The sequence below is a fragment of the Nocardia sp. NPDC023852 genome (genome assembly GCF_040639505.1).
Classification (GTDB): domain Bacteria; phylum Actinomycetota; class Actinomycetes; order Mycobacteriales; family Mycobacteriaceae; genus Nocardia.
Map to the genome: position 1 here is coordinate 163,943 of NZ_JBFAAB010000009.1, position 20,747 is coordinate 184,689.

The window sequence follows — 20,747 nt, forward strand, 5'->3', positions numbered from 1 at the left end:
GCGGCCGGGCGGGCCGGAGGTGTGCGATGCGGCGTCGCCTGCTGGCCGCGCTGACGGTCTTCGCGGCCATCGCGGTGCTGGCGTTCGCGGTTCCACTGTCGCTGACCATCGCGACCAGCCGCACCCAGCAGCTGGTGCTGGCTCGCTCCGGGGATGCCGACCGGTTCGCCAACCTCGCCGACGACGCCGTCACCACGGGCGACAGTCGTGCGCTGGCCGACGAGGTGAGCCGCTATCACGAGCTGTACGGCGAGAACGTGCTCGTGGTCGATGCCAGGGGCACCACCGCGGTGAACGCGGGCGCGGACGTGAACGATCCCGGGGTCGTCGCGGCGGTGGCGGCCGCGCGCCGCAATCAGCGTCCGCACGCGGTGGACAAGCTGGCGCCGTGGGGCGCGCCGACCATGCTCGTCGCGCGGCCGGTCGGCACCGGCGTGCAGGTGAACGGAGCCGTCGTGATCGAGGCGTCCACGACTCGAGCCCGCGCCGACATCGGGCGGGCCTGGGCGGTGATCGTGGTCGGTGGCGTGGTGGCCATGATGTTGTTCATGCTGCTGGCGGTGACGCTCAGCCGCTGGGTGCTGCGGCCGCTGGCGGCGCTCTCGCACGCGGTCGCGGAGTTGACCGCGACGCTGCCTAAGCCCCGCGCGGACACCGCCACGCCGGTATCGATCGCGGGTCGCCACGGTGGGCCGCCGGAGATGAAGGCGCTCGCCGAATCGTTCGACGCCATGGCTTTCGCCGTCGCCGATTCCGCGGACGCGCAGCGCCAGCTCGTCGCCGACACCGCGCACGCGATGCGTAATCCGCTGGCCGCCTTGACAATTCGACTCGACTCCTTGGAGCCCGCGATTCCGGAGACCGCCGCGAGCACCTTCCGTGGCGCAGGCGCCGAGGTCGACCGCCTCACCGCGCTGCTCGACGGCCTGCTCAGTCTCGCCGTCGCCGAGACACCCGCCGCGTTCGACGCCGTGCGAAGCGCCGCCGACGACAGGCACTGCGACGCCGTCCAAGTGGTCGCCGACCGGTTCGACGCCTGGAGCTCGGCATTCGAGGCCGCCGACCAGGAACTGCGCGTCGCGCCGTCGCCCGCGTATGCCGACGTCGCTGTCTCCGCTGACGTGCTCGCCCAGATCCTCGACGTCCCGCTGAGTAATTCGTCGCGCTACGCGGGTCACGGCGCGCACACCGAGCTGACCGTCGCGACGGAGCCCGGCTGGGTCACGGTGACCGTCCGCGACGACGGTGCGGGGGTGCGGCCCGGCGAGATCGACAAGCTCACCACTCGTTTCTTCCGCGGCTCGTCGGCACCGGCCGGCGGCTCCGGGCTCGGTCTGCCGATCGCCGCGGCGCTGACGCAGGCGCGCGGTGGCACCCTCACGGTCGAAGCGATCCATCCGCACGGCCTCGCGATCGGTGTCCGGCTGCCCGCGGCGGTGGACCGATGACGCGACGCGAACTGGGTGGTATCGGTCGGCGCGGATTCCTCGCCCTCGCCGTCGCGGCCGGAGTCGCGGGGTGCGGTCCGCGGGGGGCGGGGGTCACGGTGCGGCTGGCCTCCGGTGAGGTGGGCGGCTTCTATCACGCGTTCGCGGGGTTACTCGGCGCCGCCGCGGCGAAGGACGGGGGCGTGCGGATCGAACGGGTCACCACGGCGGGTTCTCAGGCCAATTTGGCGCTACTCGCCCGCGGAGAGGTGGATGCCGCGCTCGCGCTCTCGGACTCGGTGGGGGACGGCGCCGACCGGGTGGTCCACCCGTCGCCCGACCACCACCCCTCATCGAGTCGCTCCGCGACGCTGGCCCACCCGTCGCCCGACCACCACCCCTCATCGAGTCGCTCCGCGACGCTGTCGGCTCTGGGGCGGGTGTACGAGAACTACCTGCAACTGGTCGTGCGTTCTGATAGCCCGATCGGTGCGGTCGCGGATCTGCGCGGGGCGCGGGTGAGTCTGGGGGCGGAAGGGTCTGGTGCGGCGCTGACCGGCGAGCGGATTCTGCGGGTCGCGGGATTGGATCCCGCCGCCGATGTGGCGATTTCGCATCGACCGTTGCCTGAGGCGGTGACGGCGTTGGGCGATGGTGACGTGGACGCGTTGTTGTGGGCAGGCGGTGTGCCGACTGCGTTGCTCGAGGTGCCGAGCCGGATGCGGCTGGTAGACATGGGCGAACTGGCCGCGCCGATGCGGGAGCGGTTCGGGCCGGTGTACGACCGGGTCGCCATCCCCACCGACGCCTACCCCGGTGGCGTCGCGGTACACACGATCGGTGTGGCGAACCTCCTGCTCGCCACCGCCGCCATGCCGAACCGGGTAGCCGCCTCGGTCGCGGAGCTCCTGGTGTGGCAGGCGGATTCGCTGGTGCCCACCGAGGCGGCGGGCACCCAGTTCCTGGACGGTCGCTCGCTGATCAGCACCGGTTCTATCCCACTGCATCCCGGCGCGGCCGAGGTCTATCGCCGCTGGCACGGCTGATCTGCGTCCTGTTCCCGGCCACCGGCGATGCGCGGGCGTGACCGGTCAGGAACGGACCAGGCGGGCGATGGCGTCGGTGGCTTCCTTGATCTTGGCTTCGGCCTCGGGGCCGCCCGCGACCGCCGCATCCACCACGCAGTGGCTGATGTGGTCCTCGAGCAGGCCCATCGCGACCGCTTGCAGCGCCTTGGTCATGGCGGATACCTGGGTGAGGATATCGATGCAGTACTTTTCTTCCTCCACCATCCGCTGCAGACCGCGCGCCTGACCCTCTATGCGGCGCAGCCGCTTGAGGTAGTCGTCCTTGGCGGTGATGTAGCCGTGCGTCGCATGATCGTTGGGGGTGGCTGCCACCGGTGTCTCCTCGCTGCCTGCCGGTCTGCGGAGCGGACCGAATCAGTACCCCCCTAGGGTACATTGATCGGGGCGAATTGTCAGGTCAGGCCCCCCGTACGACGGGCCGCGCCCAGGTCGGCGCGCGCACCCGGCACGTCCCTCTCCACGTCGAACGATACCTCCGGTGATCATCCCCGACGCCGCGCCGGCGCGGTCGCGCCGCCCCGCGATGCGGCGGTCGACGCGAGACGAGACAATTGCGTGATGAGTTCGCACTCTCGGCCTGCGCTCGCCGTCATCGGTGGAAGTGGTTTCTACGATTTCTTCGACAACGACGCAACGACCGTCGAGGTCGAGACCCCGTACGGATCGCCGAGTGCGGCCATCGCGGTCGGCGAGGTGGAGGGCAGGCCGGTGGCCTTCCTGCCCAGGCATGGCAAGAACCATGAATACGCACCGCACACCCTGCCGTACCGGGCCAACCTGTGGGCGCTGCGCTCGCTCGGCGCGCGGCGGATCTTCGCGCCGTGCGCGGTCGGTAGCCTGCGCGCGGATTGGGGCCCCGGCACCGTCGCGGTCCCGGACCAGCTGGTCGACCGGACCTCCGGCCGACCGCAGACTTACTTCGACGGTGGCGGCATCCACGTCTCGTTCGCCGACCCGTACTGCGACGAACTGCGTGCCGCCGCCATCAAGGCCGAGACCGACGCGCTGCCGATGATGCACTCCGCGACCATGGTGGTGGTCGAGGGGCCGCGCTTCTCCACCCGCGCCGAGAGCCGATGGTTCGCCGCGCAGGGCTGGGAGCTGGTGAACATGACCGGCCATCCCGAAGCCGTGCTCGCCCGCGAACTCGAAATGTGCTATGCAGCAGTCGCTTTGGTGACCGATCTGGACGCGGGGCTGGAGGAGGGCGGCGGCGTGCACGCCGCCGACGTTTTCGCCGAGTTCAAGCGCAATCTCCCGCCGTTCAAGGAACTCGTCCGCCGCGCGGTAAGCGCGGTCGACGGCACCGAAACCTGTGAGCGGTGTCGCGTACATGCGGGAGTGTCGCTTCCATTCGAACTCCCCTGAGCCCGATGCGGGTGCCGGGGATGGCCGAGTTCGCGGCCATCAGCGGATCACTCGGCGGCCGGATGTCCCACGACCGCCAGTTGGACCAGCGCGAATGCCGCTGGTGGGAAGTCGGGCGTGCCGCAGGGCAAGGGTGATGCCTCGACGTCGGCGACGATCCAGTCACCGGTGGTCGCCGCCAACCGTACCCCGTCGAGCCGAACCCGCCGGCTACCCGCTCGGACATCGGCGCGGGCGGTCAGGATCCGAGGCCGGTCGTGCGGATGTGGCATGGTGCGTTCGTCTGTCACACCACCCCAGCGCAATCCGGGGACAGGTTCGGTGACCCAGCGGACCAGCCGGACCTGGGCCAGGTCGACGACGAGAAGGTAGAGGTTCGATTGCCTGCCGCGTAGCAGTTCCAGGGTGGCCGCCTCGAACGACTTGGGTTGCGGCGCAACGCTGTCAGTGACGTCGACGGCGACACCGACCCAGTGGTGGCGGTCCGGATCCGGGTTGCGTGCCGCCAGCAGCAGGGTGCGCGGGCCGATGGTGGAACGCACGGTGGCGGTGTCGAGCCATCGGCCGCCGGGTTCCGAGCGTGCCATCGTGGTGACGAGTTCGAGTGCGCTGTCGAAACGTTCGATCATCTCGAAGGCTTCCGCACCGATCCACACGGTGCGAGTGCGATCGAAATGCGAGCCGGATTCGTCCTGGACCGCCTCGACCCTTCGGGTGCGGCCATCGACGGTGAACGGTGTGATACCGACCGGCACGGGCGGGTCGCCGCTGCCCACCCACAGTCGGACCGCGTGCACCCGGTCGCCGGGCCCGAGCAGCGGAGCCGCCTGGACCTGCCGCCCCGACCAGACGTGTCGCGACGGTGGCAGTTCGTAATCGACGGCCGTGCCGCAGCTGTAGGCCGCGGTGACGATCGGCTGCAATCGCGCGGGCACCGCACGGTGATACGACTTCCACTCCCGCGGTGCTGATCCGGCTACCAGCACCGACCAGGTGTCGGCCTGGCCGAGCGTTTCGATCACCAGCCAGCGTCCGATAATCACAGTCTCCCTCCCGAAATCGAACCCCGATGCCACGGTCAGGCTGATAGCCAGAGAATATGGTGCCCGAATTCGGTCAGGAGAGGTGAATGGGGGTCATTTCACTCGAACGCGTCGGCGTGCGCCGTCGCCCATTGCTCGAAGGTGTTCGGAGGGCGTCCGATCACCTGCTCGACAGTGGGGTAGAGCGTCGCCTCGTCCAGCGTGCCGTCGGCGAAGAAGCCGAGGAAGGCGTCGACGTACTCCTGCGGCATGGTGGCCGTCAACTCGGCCTTCGTCTCCTCATTGCTGAGCCCGTGCGCGACGAGCGGGCGGTCGAGCACGGCGGCGAGCACCGCGATCTGGTCGGCGGGCAGCAGCGCCTGTGGTCCGGTCAGCTCGAGGACCTGCCCGTCCAGCCCGCCGCCGGTGAGCGCCGTCGCCGCGACCGCAGCGATGTCGGCGGGATCGATCGCAGCGACCCGGACATCGGGGAACTGCACGCGGATGACGTCGCCGACCGCGAGCTGGGGCAGCCAGCGCAGCGAGTTCGACATGAACGACCTGGGCCGCAGGAATGTCCAGGCTAGTTCGGACGCGCGTACCGCCCGCTCGGACAGCGTCATGTAGCGGGACACGGCATTATCCAGGTCCTGCAGCGCGGCCGAGCCGCCCGAGAGCAGCGCGACCCGTTGCACCCCGGCATTTTTCGCACGTTTCAGCAGGTCGGGGAGGTCGTTGTAGCCGGACAGCAAGAACATGCCGTGCACGCCGTCGAGCGCGTCGCTCAGCGTCTCCGGCCTGTTCAGATCACCGGTGACCGCCTCGGCTCCGGACGGCAGGGCGGCCTTCGCCGCGTCGCGCACCAGCGCCCGGACCGGCTCGCCCTGCTTGCTCAGCGTCCGCACCAGTTCCGCGCCGACATTGCCGGTGGCTCCGGCTACCAGGATCATTTCGTGTCCTCCCGTGACCGCACTGCGCTTGTCGTGCCGAACATAGCGGCACGCAGCGCGTTCAGGTGAGAGTTCGCCCATCGACGGCGGGAAACCGCGTTACGGCCTGGCCCGTCGCGTCATCGTGAGTGCGGTGCTGGCGCGGGCCGAACAATCGCGGCGGTCCGTGACTGATGTCCGTGCACCGCGGGCGATACACAGGAGGTTAGGCTCGCGCGGTGGATACCCCGTTGCGACTCGAGGTCATCGTGGCCAGCGTGCGTCCGAAAAGGTTCGCGCCGGTGGTCGCCGACTGGTTTCTGCGCACGGTGCGTGGGCACCCGGAGTTCGACACAGGCGTCATCGACCTCGCCAACACCCCGTTGCCCGTCGACCTCACCGAGACCGACGAGACGGCGGCCTACCGTGCGCGGCTGGCCGCGGCCGACGCCTTCGTCGCCATCACCTCCGAGTACAACCACGGTTACCCCGCATCGCTGAAGACCGCTTTCGACACCGCCAAACACGAATGGCGTGCAAAACCCATCGCTTTCGTCTCCTACGGTGGCCTCTCCGGCGGCCTGCGTGCGGTGGAGCAGCTGCGGCAGGTGGTCGCCGAGATCCATATGGTCTCTGTCCGCGAGACGGTCAGCTTCCACCAGGCCAAAAGGCAGTTCGACGACGCTGGCGACACCAGGGATGGCGCCGCGATCGACGCCGCGGAACGCTTGCTGCGCCAGTTGGCCTGGTGGGCACGCACATTGCGGGCTGCCCGCACCGCCGACCCGTACCCGGGTCATTAGGCCGTATCGCCAAATCACTGGTCCTGAAACGGGTGTGGGTCTGGTCTTCGCGCTCGAAGATGATGTTTTTTATTCTCGTGGACGGTAATTCGGTTTGCGTGCTGAGATATGAGTCCGGCTTGTGGCCGCAACCCTCCAGCGCAACCGGGGAGCACCGAATCTGTTTCCTCGCTTGCTATTATCCGACGGTCACCGAGAAATCATCAGAAGTCGAACCCATCCGCGTCACCCGCCGAAACCTGAGTGTTTGGGGGACGGCACTAGTCGAGTCGCTGGTTGATGTCGTGGACGCGGAGTTCGGCGAAGGCTTCGGACTGTTGGCCGTGCACCTGTAGCCGTTCGGCGATCGAGCGGCGCAGTCGGGCAGGGAGATCCGGGGCGTATTGCGATAGATAGGCGAACAGCCACTCTCGGCTGCTGACCAAAAATGGGAAGTCCGATTTCATCATCTTCCGGACCACCAACATCGGCATGGGCGAGTCCAAAGGGTAGAAATCCTTGTTCCACAATCCGGTTTGCCGACATCCCGGATAGAACTGGCCGAGCATGAGTCCGCGCTCGACGAACTGGGACTTGCGGGCGGACTGCACCGTATCTATCGGGCGGCAATCGGTCAGGTCCGGAAATATCGTCACCACAGTGTGCAGTGGAGTGTCGGTTTCGGTGTCGATGAGATCGGTGTAGATGTCCATGGCGTCATCGACCATGTCCTGCATGGCATCCACAGTCGGCTCGGTGTCGCCGGGTATGACGGCGGTCCAGATAGTGTGTCCCTTGACAGCCTGCTTGACGAATGGGCACACCGCGCCGGTGCGGCCGAGATTCTGGTGGGGACGGATCAGATAGTCGTCGATCCACTGGATGAGAACTTCGACATCGGGAAAGCGGTGGGCGCATTCGCCGGGGTCGTCGAACAGGCTGACCCAGTCGACCCCCGACCGCTGTCCGGTACGGGACCGTGCATTGATGATGGCCGCCGGGGAGCTGTCACTTACGGCCGAGTTACTCGACATGGGTTCTCCGCATCTTGATTCCCGATACTGTTGCCGCCACTCCAGCGACCAGTGAAAAAAGCACAATCACCAGCCAAAAAAGGGAGGGATTTTGCAGGACGCCGAAGGCGCCGATGCCCGGCCCTGTTGCGAAACCGATCGCCTGCGCAGCCGATAGATACCCTTGGAAACGGGCGTTCTCGGAGCCTGATGAAATATCCGCGACGGACGCGTTTACCAGCGGTACGAAAATTGCTTCACCAATGGAAAAGATAACGAACCCGACAATGCAGACGGTCCAATTGGTCCCGATGCCGCATAGCGTAAGCCCCGCGCCGTTGATGAAAACTCCCAGCCCGAAGGAGTAATTCCATCTGACTTTAGCTACCAAGAAACTGAGCGGAAGTTCCAGCAGAATTATGACAGCCGGATTGATCAGGAACAATACGGTATACAGCCGGTCGCCCTGGTTCAATCGCTGAACGGATAGTGGAATGCTGCTCAGGCTTGTGGCATGAATGAGCATCGCGATGCCGAATACGACGACAACGGCCCAGAGTCGTACTCGCCGGTAGGTATCGTACGACCGGTCCGTCTCGAATGTCGAGTTCGGCTTGTTACTCGGCTCGAGTTCGGTGGACTCGGTCACTCTGGTTATTCGAGACTGCTCACTCGATAATATGACTGCTGTCGTCAAAGAGAGTATGGACGACAGGAAGAAGAGCGGCGTGAAATTGCCGGTTCCGATAATTCCGGTGACGGCGGGGACGACTGTTGTTCCGACGTTGAAAAATACTCGATAAAAGGCGAATGCCGTTACTGTGCTGCCCGCATACGTCGACTCTGTCACGATGGTCGCGGCCGGTCCGGTGAATGATTGCGTCACCGCTACGCTCAGCGAGGCGAGGACGATGGTCGCCGTGGGTTTCGTCGACACGAGTCCGAGCGAGAGCAACAGCGGCGCGTTGAGGGCGGAACCGACGATCAGAACCTTGACCGGCCCGAACCGCACCGCGGACCAGCCGCCGGCAAGCGAGCCGAGCACTCCGGAAACTCCTACCGCGAACAGCGCAAGTGATATCGCCGATGCACTCAGATCCATCGATTTGTAGAAAACTGCCGAAAAGAGCGCCAGGAACCCTGCCGTGCGATTGAGGAATGCGGCTACGGAAACAATCCATATTTCGGCGGGAAGGGATCTGGAACTCGCCTTGTTGTCGACTGCCGTTGCGGTCATCGGCTGGCCAGCATTTCTTTGTTCAGAACCGCCGACACCTGGGCCGACATATGCGCTCCCGATTTGTCTTTGCTCAACCAGAGGGAGCTGACGAGAAATATTCTTACCGTTGAAGAAGAAAGGGAAGATATGGGAACGCGGACAAGCTATTGTCGACGTTCGCGCAGTATCGAGCGCGGGTGGACCGCGATGCTCGGGAAGTCAGATGAAAAGCGTTTCCCGATCGATGTCGAATACTCCTCGTCTCGTACAGATTGTAACCAAGGACGACGATAACGATCGGATGTAGGTCTGTCAATGCTTCGGCGGTTCTTGTCTAACTTTTCTTCGGGCCAGTTGCGCAGGGTGTCGAGGAACAGGGAACGCACCTGTTCGATGTTCTTCTCGATGTGAAGCGACGGACAGGGTGGCGCTATGACACTTCGGCCGCGATATGCCGGCTCCAGTCGGTAGTTCGCCGGCATCGGAGTAGAAACGCAGCGATGGTTGGGTCTTTGCGATTGGCGCGTACCAGGTCTGCTTCAGGCCGGAGACTGGGGAAGGGCGCTATATCCACAGTTACTTAAGTAGTCGTAAGTAAGTCGAGTTCGGCGGTGCTGTAGGCCGAGTTCGGGTCGGTGAAGAATCCAGGTGGAGGGCCTGTCGGATCGGGAGGGCGGTCGAGCGGTTCGCGTTCGGCGCCCGCTGGAAGTACGCCGCCGGTGGCCTGGATTTCGATTATCGGGGTTTGTGCACACGGTGCTGGTGATATGCGGGCCCCGCTGACTCGCTCCGATCGGCCGAACCGCATCTTCGCCGCCGTGCTCGACGTAGCGCGTGCCGCGGGGCCGGTGGCTACTGGTTGGCCATGGCGCGACGGCTGCGCGGCTGCCCGATGTAGGTGGCTTCGCGCGGGATGGACACCAGCGTCAGGTCGACCTGGGCCGCGCCGGTGCGCAAGACGACGTGATTGCCGATCGCACCGGGCTGGTGGATGGCCAGGTCGGGACGGGTGGCGGGCCAGCCCATCGGGTCGCCCGTCACGTAGATGGTGGTGACGCCCGCATGCGGGGCGGGCGCGAGCACCCCGTCGACCACTGTCGCGGTGAATCCCGCGTCGGACTGGTGGGTCTCGACGGCGATGGTCAGTCGCTCCGGGTTGCCGATCGTGGTGACCAGGTTTTCCCACGCCTGCGCCCGGTCGGTGCGGATCAGGATCCGCTCGCCGACCGCGAGCGCGCGGAACACCAACTGCTGAGCCAAGTACAACTCGCCCGCGACATACACCGTCGAGATGCCCGCGCCGACGATGCGGACCGCGACGCCCTGTCCTTCGTCGTCCGAGCCGATCAGCTGGCCGCAGCCAGAGGAGGGCAGGTGCAGTGCGTCGATCACGTCGATCGGGTACTCGGCCATCGGGACGGTGTCGTCCAAGCCGGGGACGGCGATCGGCAGATGGGCGAGCAGTCCGTCGCGGTGCCGTCCGTTCATCGAGACCATGCCCGCCAGCTCGATCCGTTCGGGTAGCTCTCGTGCGGTCAATCGCCAAGCGGCACCGATGCTTACCGACTCGGCCGAGTTGCCGGGGCGCAGCCGCACCGCCACCGTGGTGTCGCGCGACGGGGCCACCCACAGCTGAGCGAGCAGTTCGGAGTCGAGATGTTTGGGGTCGACCGCGCTGCCGACGTTCACGCTGTTTCCGATCTCCGCGTAGCGCCAACGATGTTCGAGCGTGCGCGGAGCGAAGTCGCCGGTGATTTGCAGCACCGCCTTGCGGATCTCGGCCGCGGTCAGGATCCGGGCATTGCAATCGGCATCCTCGAGCGTGCGCATGATGCGCTGGGTGGCGATATTGACAGCGCGCGAGGCGCCCTCGGCTCCGCCGCCGCGCCGCGCCGCGGCCTCCGGGCAGGCCACCGCGTCGAAACTGATCGCGAGCCACACCGTGCGGTGCGCGGTGGCGGGCAGCGGGCCGAGCAGCGATTCGTAGATCTGACCCGCGGGCGTGCCGGAGCGGCTGCGATGCCCATGACTGATGATGTCGATGCCGCTGAGCAGGATGTCGTGCTGGTTCAGGCAATTCGCCAGTTCCGGCAGCGGAAGCAGGTGCGAGGCGTGCACTGTGGTGCGGGCGATCCTGGTCAGACCGCCGGGCGGGGGGAGCACCTCGACCACCGCGACCACGCGGCTCCCGTCCCAGTACAGGCCGAGCGACCGTCCGTCCGCGCCGCGGAAGTCGACGGTGTCGCCGAGCTGGTATTCCCGGCGGGTGGAATAGCGCCACCAGGTGGTGATCCAGTCCAGCAGCGTGCGTTTGCCGACCGGGATGAGTGGGATCAGCATCGCTACCACCACCGCGCCGAGTGCGGGTAGTGCCGGAAGACCGGCGAACAGCGCGATCAACCCGACGACCAGGCCAATGATCTGTGCTATCAGCAGATTTCGCATCGAGACGCGTCCGAGGAGCGGCGGTGATCCCGCTCCGGCCGGTTCCGCCATCGTCGTCCCCCAAGTACCCGGTGTCGGCCGGTTCGCAGTGGCCGAGCTGAACAAGAGTCCTCGGGAACTGTACTGTGTTCGGCGAGCGCGAGCACTGTTCGGGGGAGGAATAATGCCTTCAAAACCCACCACACGCTGGCAGGTGAGCGGATACCGCTTTCTGGTCCGGCGAATGGAGCACGCCTTGGTGCGTCGGGACGTGCGAATGCTGCACGACCCCATGCGTTCTCAGTCGCGCGCGTACGCGGTCGGTCTGATCCTGGCCTGTGTGGTACTCGCGGGCTGCGGCGTGCTGGCGTTGCTGCGACCGCAGGACAAGATCGGCGACAACAAGATCCTGATCGGCAAGGAGTCCGGCGCCGTCTACGTGGTGATCGATGACGTGGTGCATCCGGCGCTCAACATCGCCTCGGCCCGCCTCGCCGTGGGGGACGCGGCCAAACCCGCGATCGTGAAGGAATCGGAGCTGGGGAAGAAGGCGCGCGGTCAATTGATCGGCATCCCAGGCGCTCCCGGCTCGTTGCACTTCGACAAGGAGGGCAAGGGGCGCGTCTGGACGGTGTGCGACTCATTGAAGACCGACGGCAGCGACGACCGCAGTAGCTCCGTGCTGATCGGTGATCTGGAACTGGGCGACAAGGCCGCGCCGATGGGCAAGGACAAGGCGCTGCTGGTGAAGGGCAAGGACGCGGTCTACTTGGTCTGGAACAAAACGCGCGCTCGCGTCAACATGAACGACCCGACTGTCACCGACCCGCTGAAGATCCGGGGAATGACCCCTCGACCGATCAGCGAGGGCCTGCTGAACGCTATCCCCGAGGTGAATCAGATTGCGCCGCCCACGATCACTGATCCGGGTGGGCAACCGTCTGGATACTCGATCAACGGACTGAAGATCGGTACGGTCGTGCAACTCGACGGCAAGGCTGATCAGAATTACGTTCTCCTGAATGACGGCCTGCAACCCGTCAGTCCGTTTACCGCCGAGGTGATCCGTGCCTCACAGCGCAATCCGGACCACGGCACCGCCATCCAGACTTTCGACAAGACCTATGCGCCGGAGTCGCGAGCGCTGAACGTCGCCACCTACCCCGAAACCGCGCCTACGATCGTCCAGCCCAAAGCACGACCGGTGAGTTGCTTGTCGTGGAAGCCTATCCCGGGCGTCTCCGGCAGCACCGACGTCGCGTTGCGAGCGGAACTGTCCGTCATCGATGGCAGCGATCTGCCGATGTCCAGCAGCGCCAAGCTGGTTCCGCTCGCACAGGCCGACGGCACAGGCGACAACGTCGACTCCGTGTACTTCCCGCCTGGTTCGGGCGCGTTCGTCCAGACCACCGGCATCGAACCGGACAGCCGACGCAAGGACGGCATGTTCTATGTCGCCGATACCGGTGTTCGCTTCGGGATCAAGGACAATGAGGCCGCGAAGGCGCTCGGCATGGATGCTGAATCCGGTGTCAAGCCGGAACCGGCGCCGTGGCCGATCGCCGGATTGCTTGCGAGCGGACCGAGCATGGGCCGTGACGCCGCCATGGTCGCCCACGACGGCGTTGCCCCGGATCCCGCACCCGCCAAGCAGCGGGTCGCCTCGGCGAAGTAGCCGATCGGCCAACGGCTGACTGGTAAGTCGACTATTGCCCGCCCATGCCGTTGGACGGTATGTGAACGGCTTCCGCGGGCATTCCGCTACCCCCATGCACGTGTTCTGTTGGTTGCGGGCACCCGACGCCGGGACGCTGGTCACGATTGCGCACTTCCGTCGAATGGTTGGTAGGCGAGTGCCCAGTTGTATTCCGGGGTGATGGTGATCAGGGAACAGGCTCGGCAGAGGCGACTGGGGGCGCCGATGTGTTCGAGGGTGGGTGTGATCACTGCGGCGATATCGAGGCGGCGGACGATGATCAGCAGCCGGTGCAGCGGGTCGTGGATGTCGGGGTTCATGCGCACGGTTTTCACCAGGTCGTAGCCGAGCCGGGTGGCCAGCGACAGGATCGCCTGCTCATCGTGCTGCCACCCCTGCCCGCTCACGTCGTCGCGCAGGTAGCCCAGCGCCTTGGCGCGAGGGTGTGGGGCGAGCGGATGCGGCGGTTGTGTCATGCGGTGCCTTTCGCGTCGACGGAAGAATTGGGCGTCCGGCGCCGGGGGCTCACGCCACCGACCAGCAACCCTTTGCGGCCGATGTGCCCGGGAGATGGCATCGGCCCGGCGCCGGACGATCAATAGCGTCGGCCGCCGCAAGCGGCGAAGCGACAGCATCGGCCGACCGACACGATTGCGCGGTATCTGCCGTTTTGCCGCCACGATTTGTGTTGCCGGGAATAGAGTTCCGGGCATTGCGTATCGCTTCGGATCAGGGGGCCGGATGTGACCAATTCAGTTTTCACTGTCGTGTGGGACTCGCCGCGATTCCGGCAGTTGCTCGCCTCGGGGATGCCGGGCCCGGCGCTGGCGCTCGTGCGTAAGCAGATGGGTTTGTCCCAGGCCGATTTCGGGGAACTGCTGCACTGGGACCGTACTCACGCCGGACGGGTCGAACGCGGTGAAGTGGGCACGATATTCGATGTGCGCGAATTGGTCCGGGCTTCGGATGCGCTCGGGATACCCAGGTCCGCACTGTTGCCCCTCTTGCTCGGCGACCCCGACGCGGGGACCATCGACGGTGGGGAGGGTGAAGGAGTCGACGACGTGGATCGAAGACAATTCGTCCAGGCGGCAACGGTCGCGGTGGTCGCGACGGGTGCGGCGGCCGACCTTCCGTGGTCGGATCCGATACGTGTCGGGACCGGCCACATTGCCTACCTGCGCACGGTGACTCAGCAGTTGTGGGAGCACGACAACCAATTCGGCAGCGGCGCGATCGTCGACTTCGCAATCCAGCAATATCGCCTGGCACGGCGATTGCTCGACCACGGCGAGTACGGAGTACGGACAGGTGCAGAACTGATCGCCGAAACGGGCCGATTGTGCAGTTGCGTTGGGTGGCTTGCCCATGACAGCGGCATGACCGACCTTGCGCGACAGCGTTATACCGACGCGTTGCTGCTAGCCGAACAAAGCAATGATGACGACATGATGGCCGGTGCGCTCGGCGGATTGAGCATCCTGACGACAGACCGGCCGACGACCAGCCGTGAGCCGGTGCGACTGGCGCGGAGGGTGACCGATCTTGCCCGCCATGTCCCCTCTTCTCGCTTGAATGCGCTGCGGATGGCCCGAGAGGCTGTCGCCCACGCGGCCGTCGGTGATCGGCAGGAGTTCGAGCGAACAATGGTCCGTGTGTGGCGTGAGGCGGATCGGGGCTTGGACGATGCTGACGATCCGATCTGGCTGCACTTCGTGACGCCGGATGAGCTTCATGCGCACGAAGCCAAAGGCCGCAAATTGCTTGGCCAGCACAGCAAAGCTGTCGAGCTGTACCGCCAAAATGTTCGGTGCTCGAGCAATGAACCTCGAGACGAAGCTTCCTACCGGGCATACTTCGCTGTGGCACTTTCTGGTCTCGGAGAGCTGCGCATGGCGATAGCGGAGGGCCAAGCCGTCTTGTCGCTTCTGACGGGTCTAGTCAGTTCACGGCGGCTGATGCAGGAACTCCGACCGGTGCGAGCCGCTGCCGGACAGGTTTCCGGGGACGAGGTCGAACACTTCCGCCTCCGCTTCGACGCATTGTGCGGTTCGGCTGTAGGACAAGGCGAATTCCGCCGGTCGACATAGCCCACGTCTTTTTCGAAGCGCACGCCGAATGTCAGCCAGCACCGGGATGTGTCGGCTGAGGACGGGCAGTTCTGCACCAGCACAACTGTTCCGGGCCACCACACCGATTTGTCCGGAGTCCGATGGAACCGGATCCGCAGCTGGTGCGTCATAGACTTCGGAGGACGTAACGGTTTGACGGGAGGCACTTCGTGGGACGACGGACGGTGGCAGCTGTGGTTGCGCTGGCGGGGCTCCTCGCGCCCGGCACAGGGTGTTCACAGTCGACCGACGGGTCGGCGACACCGAGCACGGGCATTGACCAGAAGGCTGCCACTGAGGCGCTTTGGGATCCGTGTACGCAGATCGGCGATGAGGTTCTGCGCCGTCTCGATGTTGATCCGGCTTCTCGCGATTCTGGAGTTGGAGGAGTTCAGTTGGATGGTTGGAAGATTTGCTCCTGGTACCATCCGCCAGGGCATGACTACTCCTTGACAATCTACTCCACGATTTTCACAGTGGATGACTTCAAGAAGAAGAAAGAAAACGTCGACTTTGTAGGCGTATCAGTGACAGGTCGCAGTGGGTGGAAATTCCGCAGGGATAGTGATAAACGAAATGAGACCTGTGACCTACTTTTCTCGGCGGGTGGAGGCTCGTTGCAAATATCCTTCAATAGACTATCGCCCAGCGCCTCCGTGAGCCCATGTGATCGCGCTACCGCTGCGGCTGATGTCCTAGTACCGTTGTTCCCGAAGTGACCTGAGGGGGAAGGCGCGTATGGCGATGAACGAGGACGTCACGTTGTGGCGATATCTTGCCGATGAGGCGAAAAGTGGCCGTCTATACCTTGACGATTCCGTCTCTCGTGACTGCCTCAAGGCATGCGAGGATCGGATACGGGTGTACAACGAGTGTCGTTCCATGCTAAAGATCATGTCCAACGTCACTGGTCTCGGCGATTTCCCTTGTGCCGATGAGCTCGCGAAGATGTTGGGCACCAAGGCCATCGGTGGTGAGGGTGACTTCGACTCCTCCCTCGCCGAGCACATTGCCGTCTTGGAAGGCATCCGGGATACGATCAAGGTCTCGGTTGACCGCTTGGTGGAGCAAGAGCGGGTCAACGCGCAGACTATTGCGAATATCCAGGTCGGCTGATCGGGGGGAGCGGTTGTGAGTATTCCGATGCTGGCGGCGGTGATTATCGCATTGCGGGAGCAGTCGAAGAGCGGCCCCCCAGATTCGTATGCGAACGCCAATGGCGATCAGAGCTCCGATGCGGTAATCGCGCGGAATCGGATCAGCGAAATTCTCAATGGCGGTTTTGGGATTCAGTTCCAGTCGTCGAAGGTTCCGGCGGATTCGTATAAGAATCCCGAGAGTCTGGATGATATCTACGAGCGTGTGCAGAAGATGAATCAATCCGCGGTCACGGGCGTGCACCAGATGTGGGAGGGCCTGCGGAACAAGCTGCAGGACAGCCAGAAAGAGTTCGGTCCGGCGATTCTCCAGGCGATCGCCGAGAAGTGGCAGGGCGGCGCCGGGACCAAGGCGGCCGAGGGGATCCGCAAGTACGTCGACGAATCCCAGCAGCTGGTCGCTTCCGCGCAGATCGTGGCGGAGAAGGTGAAGCTGGTGCGGTCAGCGGTGGAGATCACCAAACCGGCCGTGCAGCCGGACTCCAAGTCGACCTGGACGAGCGATGTCGCCAGCTGGGTGCCCGGTCCGACCTGGAAGATGAACGATCACCGCCGCGACGTCACCGCCGCCGCGAATGCCCACGTGATCAACAACGTCTTCTACCCGGCCGTGCGGGAGAGCGATACCCAGGTTCCGCTGGTACCACGCCCGCACAATCCGGTGAGCGATCCAGGTACGAACGCGCCATGGACACCGCAGGGCACTTCTGACCAGCAGGGCGGGCCGAGCGGTCAGACTCCGGACAACCCAGCCTCCGATCGGCCGTCGAACCCACCGGACCAGTCGACCGGCGAGAATCCGGCCGACACGACCCCGGCAGGTGTGAATCCCCCAGCCACAACAGCTTTCGATCCATCGAAAGCGAACCCGACCATCCCTGCGAATGCCGACCCCGCCGCGACGACGCCGTCGAGCACCCAGCCGGGCAGTCCATCCAGCTCCATCCCTGGCGGACCCAGCGGTCCAGGGGTGCCTTCCGGTGCTCCGCCGGGCGGTCCTGGAAAGTCGATGCCAGGTGTGCCGGGAACACCGGTCGCACCGGGCGGGGGTCGGCCGAGTTCAGCACGGTCAGGCACACCGGGAATGGGCGGATCGCCCGGCATGATGCCGCCGGGTGCCCGCGGTAAACCCGACGACGAGAAGGAACACAAGTCGAAGATCAGCGAAGCCCTGGTGTCGAAGGCAAATGGTGACGAGTTGACCGGTCAGGACGAAGCCCACCGGCCCAAGACGGTGCCTCCGGTGCTGGGTGGATGAGTATGCGGCAGTGGACGTTCAGCGCACTGGGCTACGCGGTGCTGTGGCGTGGTATCGACCGGGATGTGCTGCCGTATCCGTTGCAGTACCGGTCCGGTCACGACACCGTCGATGCCTACGTGCAGGAGTGGAAAACGGAGGCGGCCGACCTCGCGCAGCGGATGAACGAGGACATCTACACCGCCCTGCGGCTGCTCGATGAACCGGAGGCGCGCATCGAAGCCACCGGATTCGCTGGCGCGGCAACCAGACCGGCCGACCTCTTGAACGGCGGCGACCCGCAGCACCGAATCCGTGTGCACGCCGCCGTGCACCACCGGCATGCCGTGCTGCTAACCCAGGAGCCGACTGTCAGTTCGAATTCTGGTGGGCGCGTGCGCATGTCGCTCATCGATGCCGATAACGTTGCCCGCCATGTGCTCGGCGCGCTCCCGGACACCGCACGCGGCACCGGCGCCGCCCTGCAGGTGTCCCGGCACGACCTCGACGACGAGGATCGCCCGTTCACCGCATTCCACGACGACGCCCCACAGCCACCCCGCGAACAGGCGCAACGATTCTTCGAACGCCTCCGCAGCGCCATCGTCCACATCGCCGTCCACCCCGGACCGGCTTGGGACAACCGCCCCTCCGCCGCCCGCGACCTGCACGTCATGGATTTCCCCGACGGCCGATACCTGGTGCGCCACAGCGCCCACGAGATCCGCGCCGAACCCGCTGACACCACCACACTGAATACCTGCCTGCGGCGCCTGATCGACACCACAGTCCGCACATACCGCGAAGACAACGACCCCGACTACTGCTACACCTGACACTCGGAGGATGTCCTCGGCGCGTCAAGGACATCTTCTGTACCTGGTGGGGCCGCTGACAGCGCCGGGCACGGGGCTTGATGCATATGTTGGAGGTGGAAAAGATGTCGCGAACGATGATAGACATCGATGACGCGGCTTTGGTCGAGGTCGGTGATCTGCTCGGCACCACGACCAAGAAGGACACCGTCAACGCGGCGTTGCACCAGGTCATCGCGTTTTATCGACGGTCTGCCGCACTGCAGCGGATGATGGCTCGGTCCCAGGCCGGTGCGTACGACGACGTCATCGCGCCTGGGCGTAAGGCCGAGGCGTGGCGGTAGAGCGATATCTCATCGACACCAGCGCCCTGGCGCGTATGGGGCATCCCACCGTTTCCTCTGTGTGGGCGGGCACTGTGTGGGCGGGTCTGGTGCACATCTGCGCGGCGAACGAGCCGGAGTTCCTCTACTCATCCCGGTCCCTGGCTGATTTCGAACAGGATCGGGATGATCTTGCCGACATCTATCCCTGGCAAGTGATGCCCGCGCGAGTCTGGGAGCGCGTGCGGGAAGTGCAGTACAAGATGGCCGAACGGGGCTGGCTGCGGAGCGCAGGCTTGGCTGATCTCCTGGTAGCAGCTACCGCAGAGCTAGGCGGATTGACAGTTCTGCACTATGACGCGGACTTCGACACTGTTGCGCAGATCACCGGTCAGCCCATGCGGTGGATCGTCCCCGCGGGCACGGTGTGATTTCTCCGGGCCAGATTGCTGCGCGCAGGGCATCAGAACCTTGTAGGGAGGCGCGTGTGACCGGCGGTATCGGGCCAAGGAAAGGTGGAAGAGGCAGAGGAGGCCCGGCAGCACGGCGAGGCCGAGGCCGCCGGAATCACCGTGCGGCTCGCCGAGCCTATCGATCAGATCAGCCTGCATGACGCGCTCTACGCGCGAACCTTCATGCTCTCGCCGAGCGGACATCCGTCACATGTCGTCGGGACTGACGCCGAACCTGCGGCGGAGTGGGAACGACGCGAGGTAGCCGAGGATGAGCAACAGCGCGATCACGCCGGAGCCGATCAGCGCGACGTTGCGGGCCGTATGGTCCGGCGCCGGAGGCGCAGCGGGTACGGCTAGCTGTTGGCTCTTGGCGACGCTGGGCCTTTTCGGGGACAGTTCCCCGGTCACCTCGGCGGTCAGGGCCGCGACCGGATCGACGGCGCCGTAGCCGATGTAAGGGTTCCACCCTTCCGCGGGGGCGTGCGCGGTGGCCTCGATGCGTTTTATGACGTCCAGCGCGCTCAATTCTGGGAAACGGGCCCGTACGAGTGCGGCGACACCCGACACCAGGGGCGTGGCGAAGCTGGTGCCTTGAATCGGTCCGAGCTGGCCTTGTTGACGGATGCTGCTGACTTGGACCGCTGTTCCTTTGCTGTTCGGGTCGTTGAACAGTGGATCGAGAGAGGTGATGTTCTCACCGGGCGCCGCCACGCCGAGCCACGGCCCGGGCACAGTGAACTTCGACGGCTGCCCGTTCTGGTCGATGGAACCGACGGAGAGCACGTAATCGTCGTAGCGGGCCGGCGACACATTGAGGTTCACCTTGCTCCACGGGTCCGCGGCTGGATCGAGAGGATCGATGACCGCGTTGGTGCCCTTGCAGTTCTCGTCGGAGTTACCGGCCGCTACCACCACGACCACGTTCTTCTCGATCGCGGCATACCGGACAGCGGCGCCGAGGTCGGTATCTTCGAATGGCTCCGAAGTCGGCCTGCACGCGACCTCGGACACATTGATGACGGTGGCTCCCATGTCCGCCGCGCGACGGATCGCCGACGCCATGGTGCGAGTGGTGCCGTACGCCTGGGGCAGTGCGTCCGGCCCCTTGTCCCGATTCGCTCCTTCCTTCTGATACAGGCCGCTACTCTGCCGGATGGCAAGGATCTGTGCCTCGGGCGCGACCCCCGAGAAGCCTTGACCGTCAACCTTCGTCGCCGCTATGAGCCCTGCGACGAGGGTGCCGTGGGCATCGCAGTCCTCGGTTCCGTCACTGCTGCTCACATAGTCGCCGCCCGAGATCAGCCCTGGTAGCCGCGGATGACGGACGACGCCGGTGTCGATGACCGCCACGAGTTGTCCTGCGCCCCGGGAGAACTGCCAAGCGTGTTCGAGGCCGAGTGAGAGCTGCGCCGCCGGGGTCGTCGGCCCGTCGCCGCCGGATCCGGTACCGACGCATGGGGTGTTCGCCGCACGCTCGGTCTTGTCCGGCGGTGCGGCTGGATTTCCAGGTGGCGGCGGCGTGTCCGGGCTCACTGTCGGCTTCTCCGCATGCGCGAGCGGGCTTCCGGTAGTCGCTCCGAACCCGACGGACACGCTGAGCGCGAGAAGGCACGCGGCCGTACCGGTCCGTACGACACGGAAACGTCTGCCGCCCAGATGCTTCGGAGTCATCCTGGCGAGC

At 65.4% G+C, this 20,747-nt stretch carries 20 protein-coding genes; 12 read left to right on the forward strand and 8 right to left on the reverse strand.

The window, feature by feature from the left end:
- Window positions 1-26 precede the first annotated feature (26 nt).
- Together AB0H00_RS15615 and AB0H00_RS15620 are read left to right on the forward strand one after the other, a co-directional pair.
- The gene (locus AB0H00_RS15615; protein ID WP_357266192.1) at window positions 27-1,448 is read left to right on the forward strand and encodes a HAMP domain-containing sensor histidine kinase; all 1,422 of its coding nucleotides are present in this window, start codon (window positions 27-29) and stop codon (window positions 1,446-1,448) included.
- Window positions 1,445-2,473, forward strand: coding sequence for a TAXI family TRAP transporter solute-binding subunit (locus AB0H00_RS15620; protein ID WP_357266194.1), 1,029 nt, complete (start codon window positions 1,445-1,447; stop codon window positions 2,471-2,473). Before AB0H00_RS15615 ends, AB0H00_RS15620 begins: the two co-directional genes overlap by 4 nt.
- 45 nt (window positions 2,474-2,518) lie before the next feature.
- On the opposite strand, the gene AB0H00_RS15625 is transcribed toward AB0H00_RS15620, so the two are convergent.
- Window positions 2,519-2,827: a metal-sensitive transcriptional regulator gene (locus AB0H00_RS15625; protein ID WP_357266196.1), complete on the reverse strand. Its 309-nt coding sequence runs from the start codon at window positions 2,825-2,827 to the stop codon at window positions 2,519-2,521.
- Between the two features lie 246 nt (window positions 2,828-3,073).
- On the opposite strand from AB0H00_RS15625, the gene AB0H00_RS15630 reads away from it, so the two are divergent.
- Window positions 3,074-3,883: an S-methyl-5'-thioadenosine phosphorylase gene (locus AB0H00_RS15630; RefSeq protein ID WP_357266198.1), complete on the forward strand. Its 810-nt coding sequence runs from the start codon at window positions 3,074-3,076 to the stop codon at window positions 3,881-3,883.
- Between the two features lie 47 nt (window positions 3,884-3,930).
- Here AB0H00_RS15630 and AB0H00_RS15635 read toward each other — a convergent pair whose 3' ends face one another.
- Window positions 3,931-4,926, reverse strand: coding sequence for a GAF domain-containing protein (locus AB0H00_RS15635; protein ID WP_357266200.1), 996 nt, complete (start codon window positions 4,924-4,926; stop codon window positions 3,931-3,933).
- Between the two features lie 98 nt (window positions 4,927-5,024).
- A complete protein-coding gene (locus AB0H00_RS15640; protein WP_357266202.1) occupies window positions 5,025-5,855 on the reverse strand; it encodes an NAD(P)H-binding protein in 831 nt (276 codons plus the stop codon).
- 218 nt (window positions 5,856-6,073) lie between these two features.
- Between AB0H00_RS15640 and AB0H00_RS15645 the strand changes: the two genes are divergently transcribed.
- Window positions 6,074-6,637, forward strand: coding sequence for an NAD(P)H-dependent oxidoreductase (locus AB0H00_RS15645; protein WP_357266204.1), 564 nt, complete (start codon window positions 6,074-6,076; stop codon window positions 6,635-6,637).
- 260 nt (window positions 6,638-6,897) lie between these two features.
- On the opposite strand, the gene AB0H00_RS15650 is transcribed toward AB0H00_RS15645, so the two are convergent.
- The 3 genes from AB0H00_RS15650 to eccE all read right to left on the reverse strand — a co-directional run bounded on the left by AB0H00_RS15650 (window position 6,898) and on the right by eccE (window position 11,344).
- The gene (locus AB0H00_RS15650) at window positions 6,898-7,650 is read right to left on the reverse strand and encodes a DUF6875 domain-containing protein (RefSeq protein WP_357266206.1); all 753 of its coding nucleotides are present in this window, start codon (window positions 7,648-7,650) and stop codon (window positions 6,898-6,900) included.
- The gene (locus AB0H00_RS15655) at window positions 7,640-8,866 is read right to left on the reverse strand and encodes an MFS transporter (RefSeq protein ID WP_357266208.1); all 1,227 of its coding nucleotides are present in this window, start codon (window positions 8,864-8,866) and stop codon (window positions 7,640-7,642) included. The genes AB0H00_RS15650 and AB0H00_RS15655 overlap by 11 nt, the downstream gene beginning before the upstream one ends.
- 834 nt (window positions 8,867-9,700) lie before the next feature.
- Window positions 9,701-11,344, reverse strand: a complete 1,644-nt coding sequence (gene eccE, locus AB0H00_RS15660) for a type VII secretion protein EccE (RefSeq protein ID WP_357266210.1) — start codon at window positions 11,342-11,344, stop codon at window positions 9,701-9,703.
- 112 nt (window positions 11,345-11,456) lie between these two features.
- On the opposite strand from eccE, the gene eccB reads away from it, so the two are divergent.
- Window positions 11,457-12,947: a type VII secretion protein EccB gene (eccB, locus tag AB0H00_RS15665; protein ID WP_357266212.1), complete on the forward strand. Its 1,491-nt coding sequence runs from the start codon at window positions 11,457-11,459 to the stop codon at window positions 12,945-12,947.
- A gap of 140 nt (window positions 12,948-13,087) precedes the next feature.
- On the opposite strand, the gene AB0H00_RS15670 is transcribed toward eccB, so the two are convergent.
- Window positions 13,088-13,444 carry a hypothetical protein gene (locus AB0H00_RS15670; protein WP_357266214.1) on the reverse strand — a complete coding sequence of 119 codons (357 nt, stop codon included), beginning with the start codon at window positions 13,442-13,444 and terminating at the stop codon, window positions 13,088-13,090.
- 267 nt (window positions 13,445-13,711) lie between these two features.
- Between AB0H00_RS15670 and AB0H00_RS15675 the strand changes: the two genes are divergently transcribed.
- From AB0H00_RS15675 to AB0H00_RS15705, 7 genes are all read left to right on the forward strand, one after another.
- On the forward strand, window positions 13,712-15,058 hold the full coding sequence (locus AB0H00_RS15675; protein WP_357266216.1) for a helix-turn-helix transcriptional regulator: 1,347 nt from the start codon (window positions 13,712-13,714) through the stop codon (window positions 15,056-15,058).
- A gap of 215 nt (window positions 15,059-15,273) precedes the next feature.
- Window positions 15,274-15,798, forward strand: a complete 525-nt coding sequence (locus AB0H00_RS15680) for a DUF3558 domain-containing protein (RefSeq protein WP_357266218.1) — start codon at window positions 15,274-15,276, stop codon at window positions 15,796-15,798.
- Between the two features lie 25 nt (window positions 15,799-15,823).
- Complete coding sequence (locus tag AB0H00_RS15685; RefSeq protein WP_357266220.1) at window positions 15,824-16,195, forward strand: hypothetical protein; 372 nt, start codon at window positions 15,824-15,826, stop codon at window positions 16,193-16,195.
- 15 nt (window positions 16,196-16,210) lie between these two features.
- Entirely contained in the window at window positions 16,211-17,494 is a 1,284-nt protein-coding gene (locus tag AB0H00_RS15690) for a hypothetical protein (protein ID WP_357266222.1), read from the forward strand.
- On the forward strand, window positions 17,491-18,309 hold the full coding sequence (locus AB0H00_RS15695; RefSeq protein ID WP_357266224.1) for an ESX secretion-associated protein EspG: 819 nt from the start codon (window positions 17,491-17,493) through the stop codon (window positions 18,307-18,309). Before AB0H00_RS15690 ends, AB0H00_RS15695 begins: the two co-directional genes overlap by 4 nt.
- 104 nt (window positions 18,310-18,413) lie before the next feature.
- Window positions 18,414-18,632: a type II toxin-antitoxin system VapB family antitoxin gene (locus tag AB0H00_RS15700; protein ID WP_357266226.1), complete on the forward strand. Its 219-nt coding sequence runs from the start codon at window positions 18,414-18,416 to the stop codon at window positions 18,630-18,632.
- Window positions 18,623-19,042, forward strand: a complete 420-nt coding sequence (locus AB0H00_RS15705) for a PIN domain nuclease (RefSeq protein ID WP_357266228.1) — start codon at window positions 18,623-18,625, stop codon at window positions 19,040-19,042. Before AB0H00_RS15700 ends, AB0H00_RS15705 begins: the two co-directional genes overlap by 10 nt.
- A gap of 228 nt (window positions 19,043-19,270) precedes the next feature.
- Here the strand turns inward: AB0H00_RS15705 and mycP are convergent, their stop codons facing one another.
- On the reverse strand, window positions 19,271-20,737 hold the full coding sequence (gene mycP / locus AB0H00_RS15710) for a type VII secretion-associated serine protease mycosin (RefSeq protein ID WP_357266230.1): 1,467 nt from the start codon (window positions 20,735-20,737) through the stop codon (window positions 19,271-19,273).
- Window positions 20,738-20,747: the final 10 nt, after the last annotated feature.

Excerpts from the sequence above, each read along its gene's own strand:
- AB0H00_RS15670 (WP_357266214.1), bottom strand. The coding sequence starts at position 13,444 with ATGACACAACCGCCGCATCCGCTCGCCCCACACCCTCGCGCCAAGGCG.
- mycP (WP_357266230.1), bottom strand. The coding sequence starts at position 20,737 with ATGACTCCGAAGCATCTGGGCGGCAGACGTTTCCGTGTCGTACGGACC.
- AB0H00_RS15695 (WP_357266224.1), top strand. The coding sequence starts at position 17,491 with ATGAGTATGCGGCAGTGGACGTTCAGCGCACTGGGCTACGCGGTGCTG.
- eccE (WP_357266210.1), bottom strand. The coding sequence starts at position 11,344 with ATGGCGGAACCGGCCGGAGCGGGATCACCGCCGCTCCTCGGACGCGTC.
- AB0H00_RS15615 (WP_357266192.1), top strand. The coding sequence starts at position 27 with ATGCGGCGTCGCCTGCTGGCCGCGCTGACGGTCTTCGCGGCCATCGCG.
- AB0H00_RS15640 (WP_357266202.1), bottom strand. The coding sequence starts at position 5,855 with ATGATCCTGGTAGCCGGAGCCACCGGCAATGTCGGCGCGGAACTGGTG.
- AB0H00_RS15700 (WP_357266226.1), top strand. The coding sequence starts at position 18,414 with ATGTCGCGAACGATGATAGACATCGATGACGCGGCTTTGGTCGAGGTC.
- AB0H00_RS15620 (WP_357266194.1), top strand. The coding sequence starts at position 1,445 with ATGACGCGACGCGAACTGGGTGGTATCGGTCGGCGCGGATTCCTCGCC.
- AB0H00_RS15685 (WP_357266220.1), top strand. The coding sequence starts at position 15,824 with ATGAACGAGGACGTCACGTTGTGGCGATATCTTGCCGATGAGGCGAAA.
- AB0H00_RS15655 (WP_357266208.1), bottom strand. The coding sequence starts at position 8,866 with ATGACCGCAACGGCAGTCGACAACAAGGCGAGTTCCAGATCCCTTCCC.
- AB0H00_RS15630 (WP_357266198.1), top strand. The coding sequence starts at position 3,074 with ATGAGTTCGCACTCTCGGCCTGCGCTCGCCGTCATCGGTGGAAGTGGT.
- eccB (WP_357266212.1), top strand. The coding sequence starts at position 11,457 with ATGCCTTCAAAACCCACCACACGCTGGCAGGTGAGCGGATACCGCTTT.
- AB0H00_RS15650 (WP_357266206.1), bottom strand. The coding sequence starts at position 7,650 with ATGTCGAGTAACTCGGCCGTAAGTGACAGCTCCCCGGCGGCCATCATC.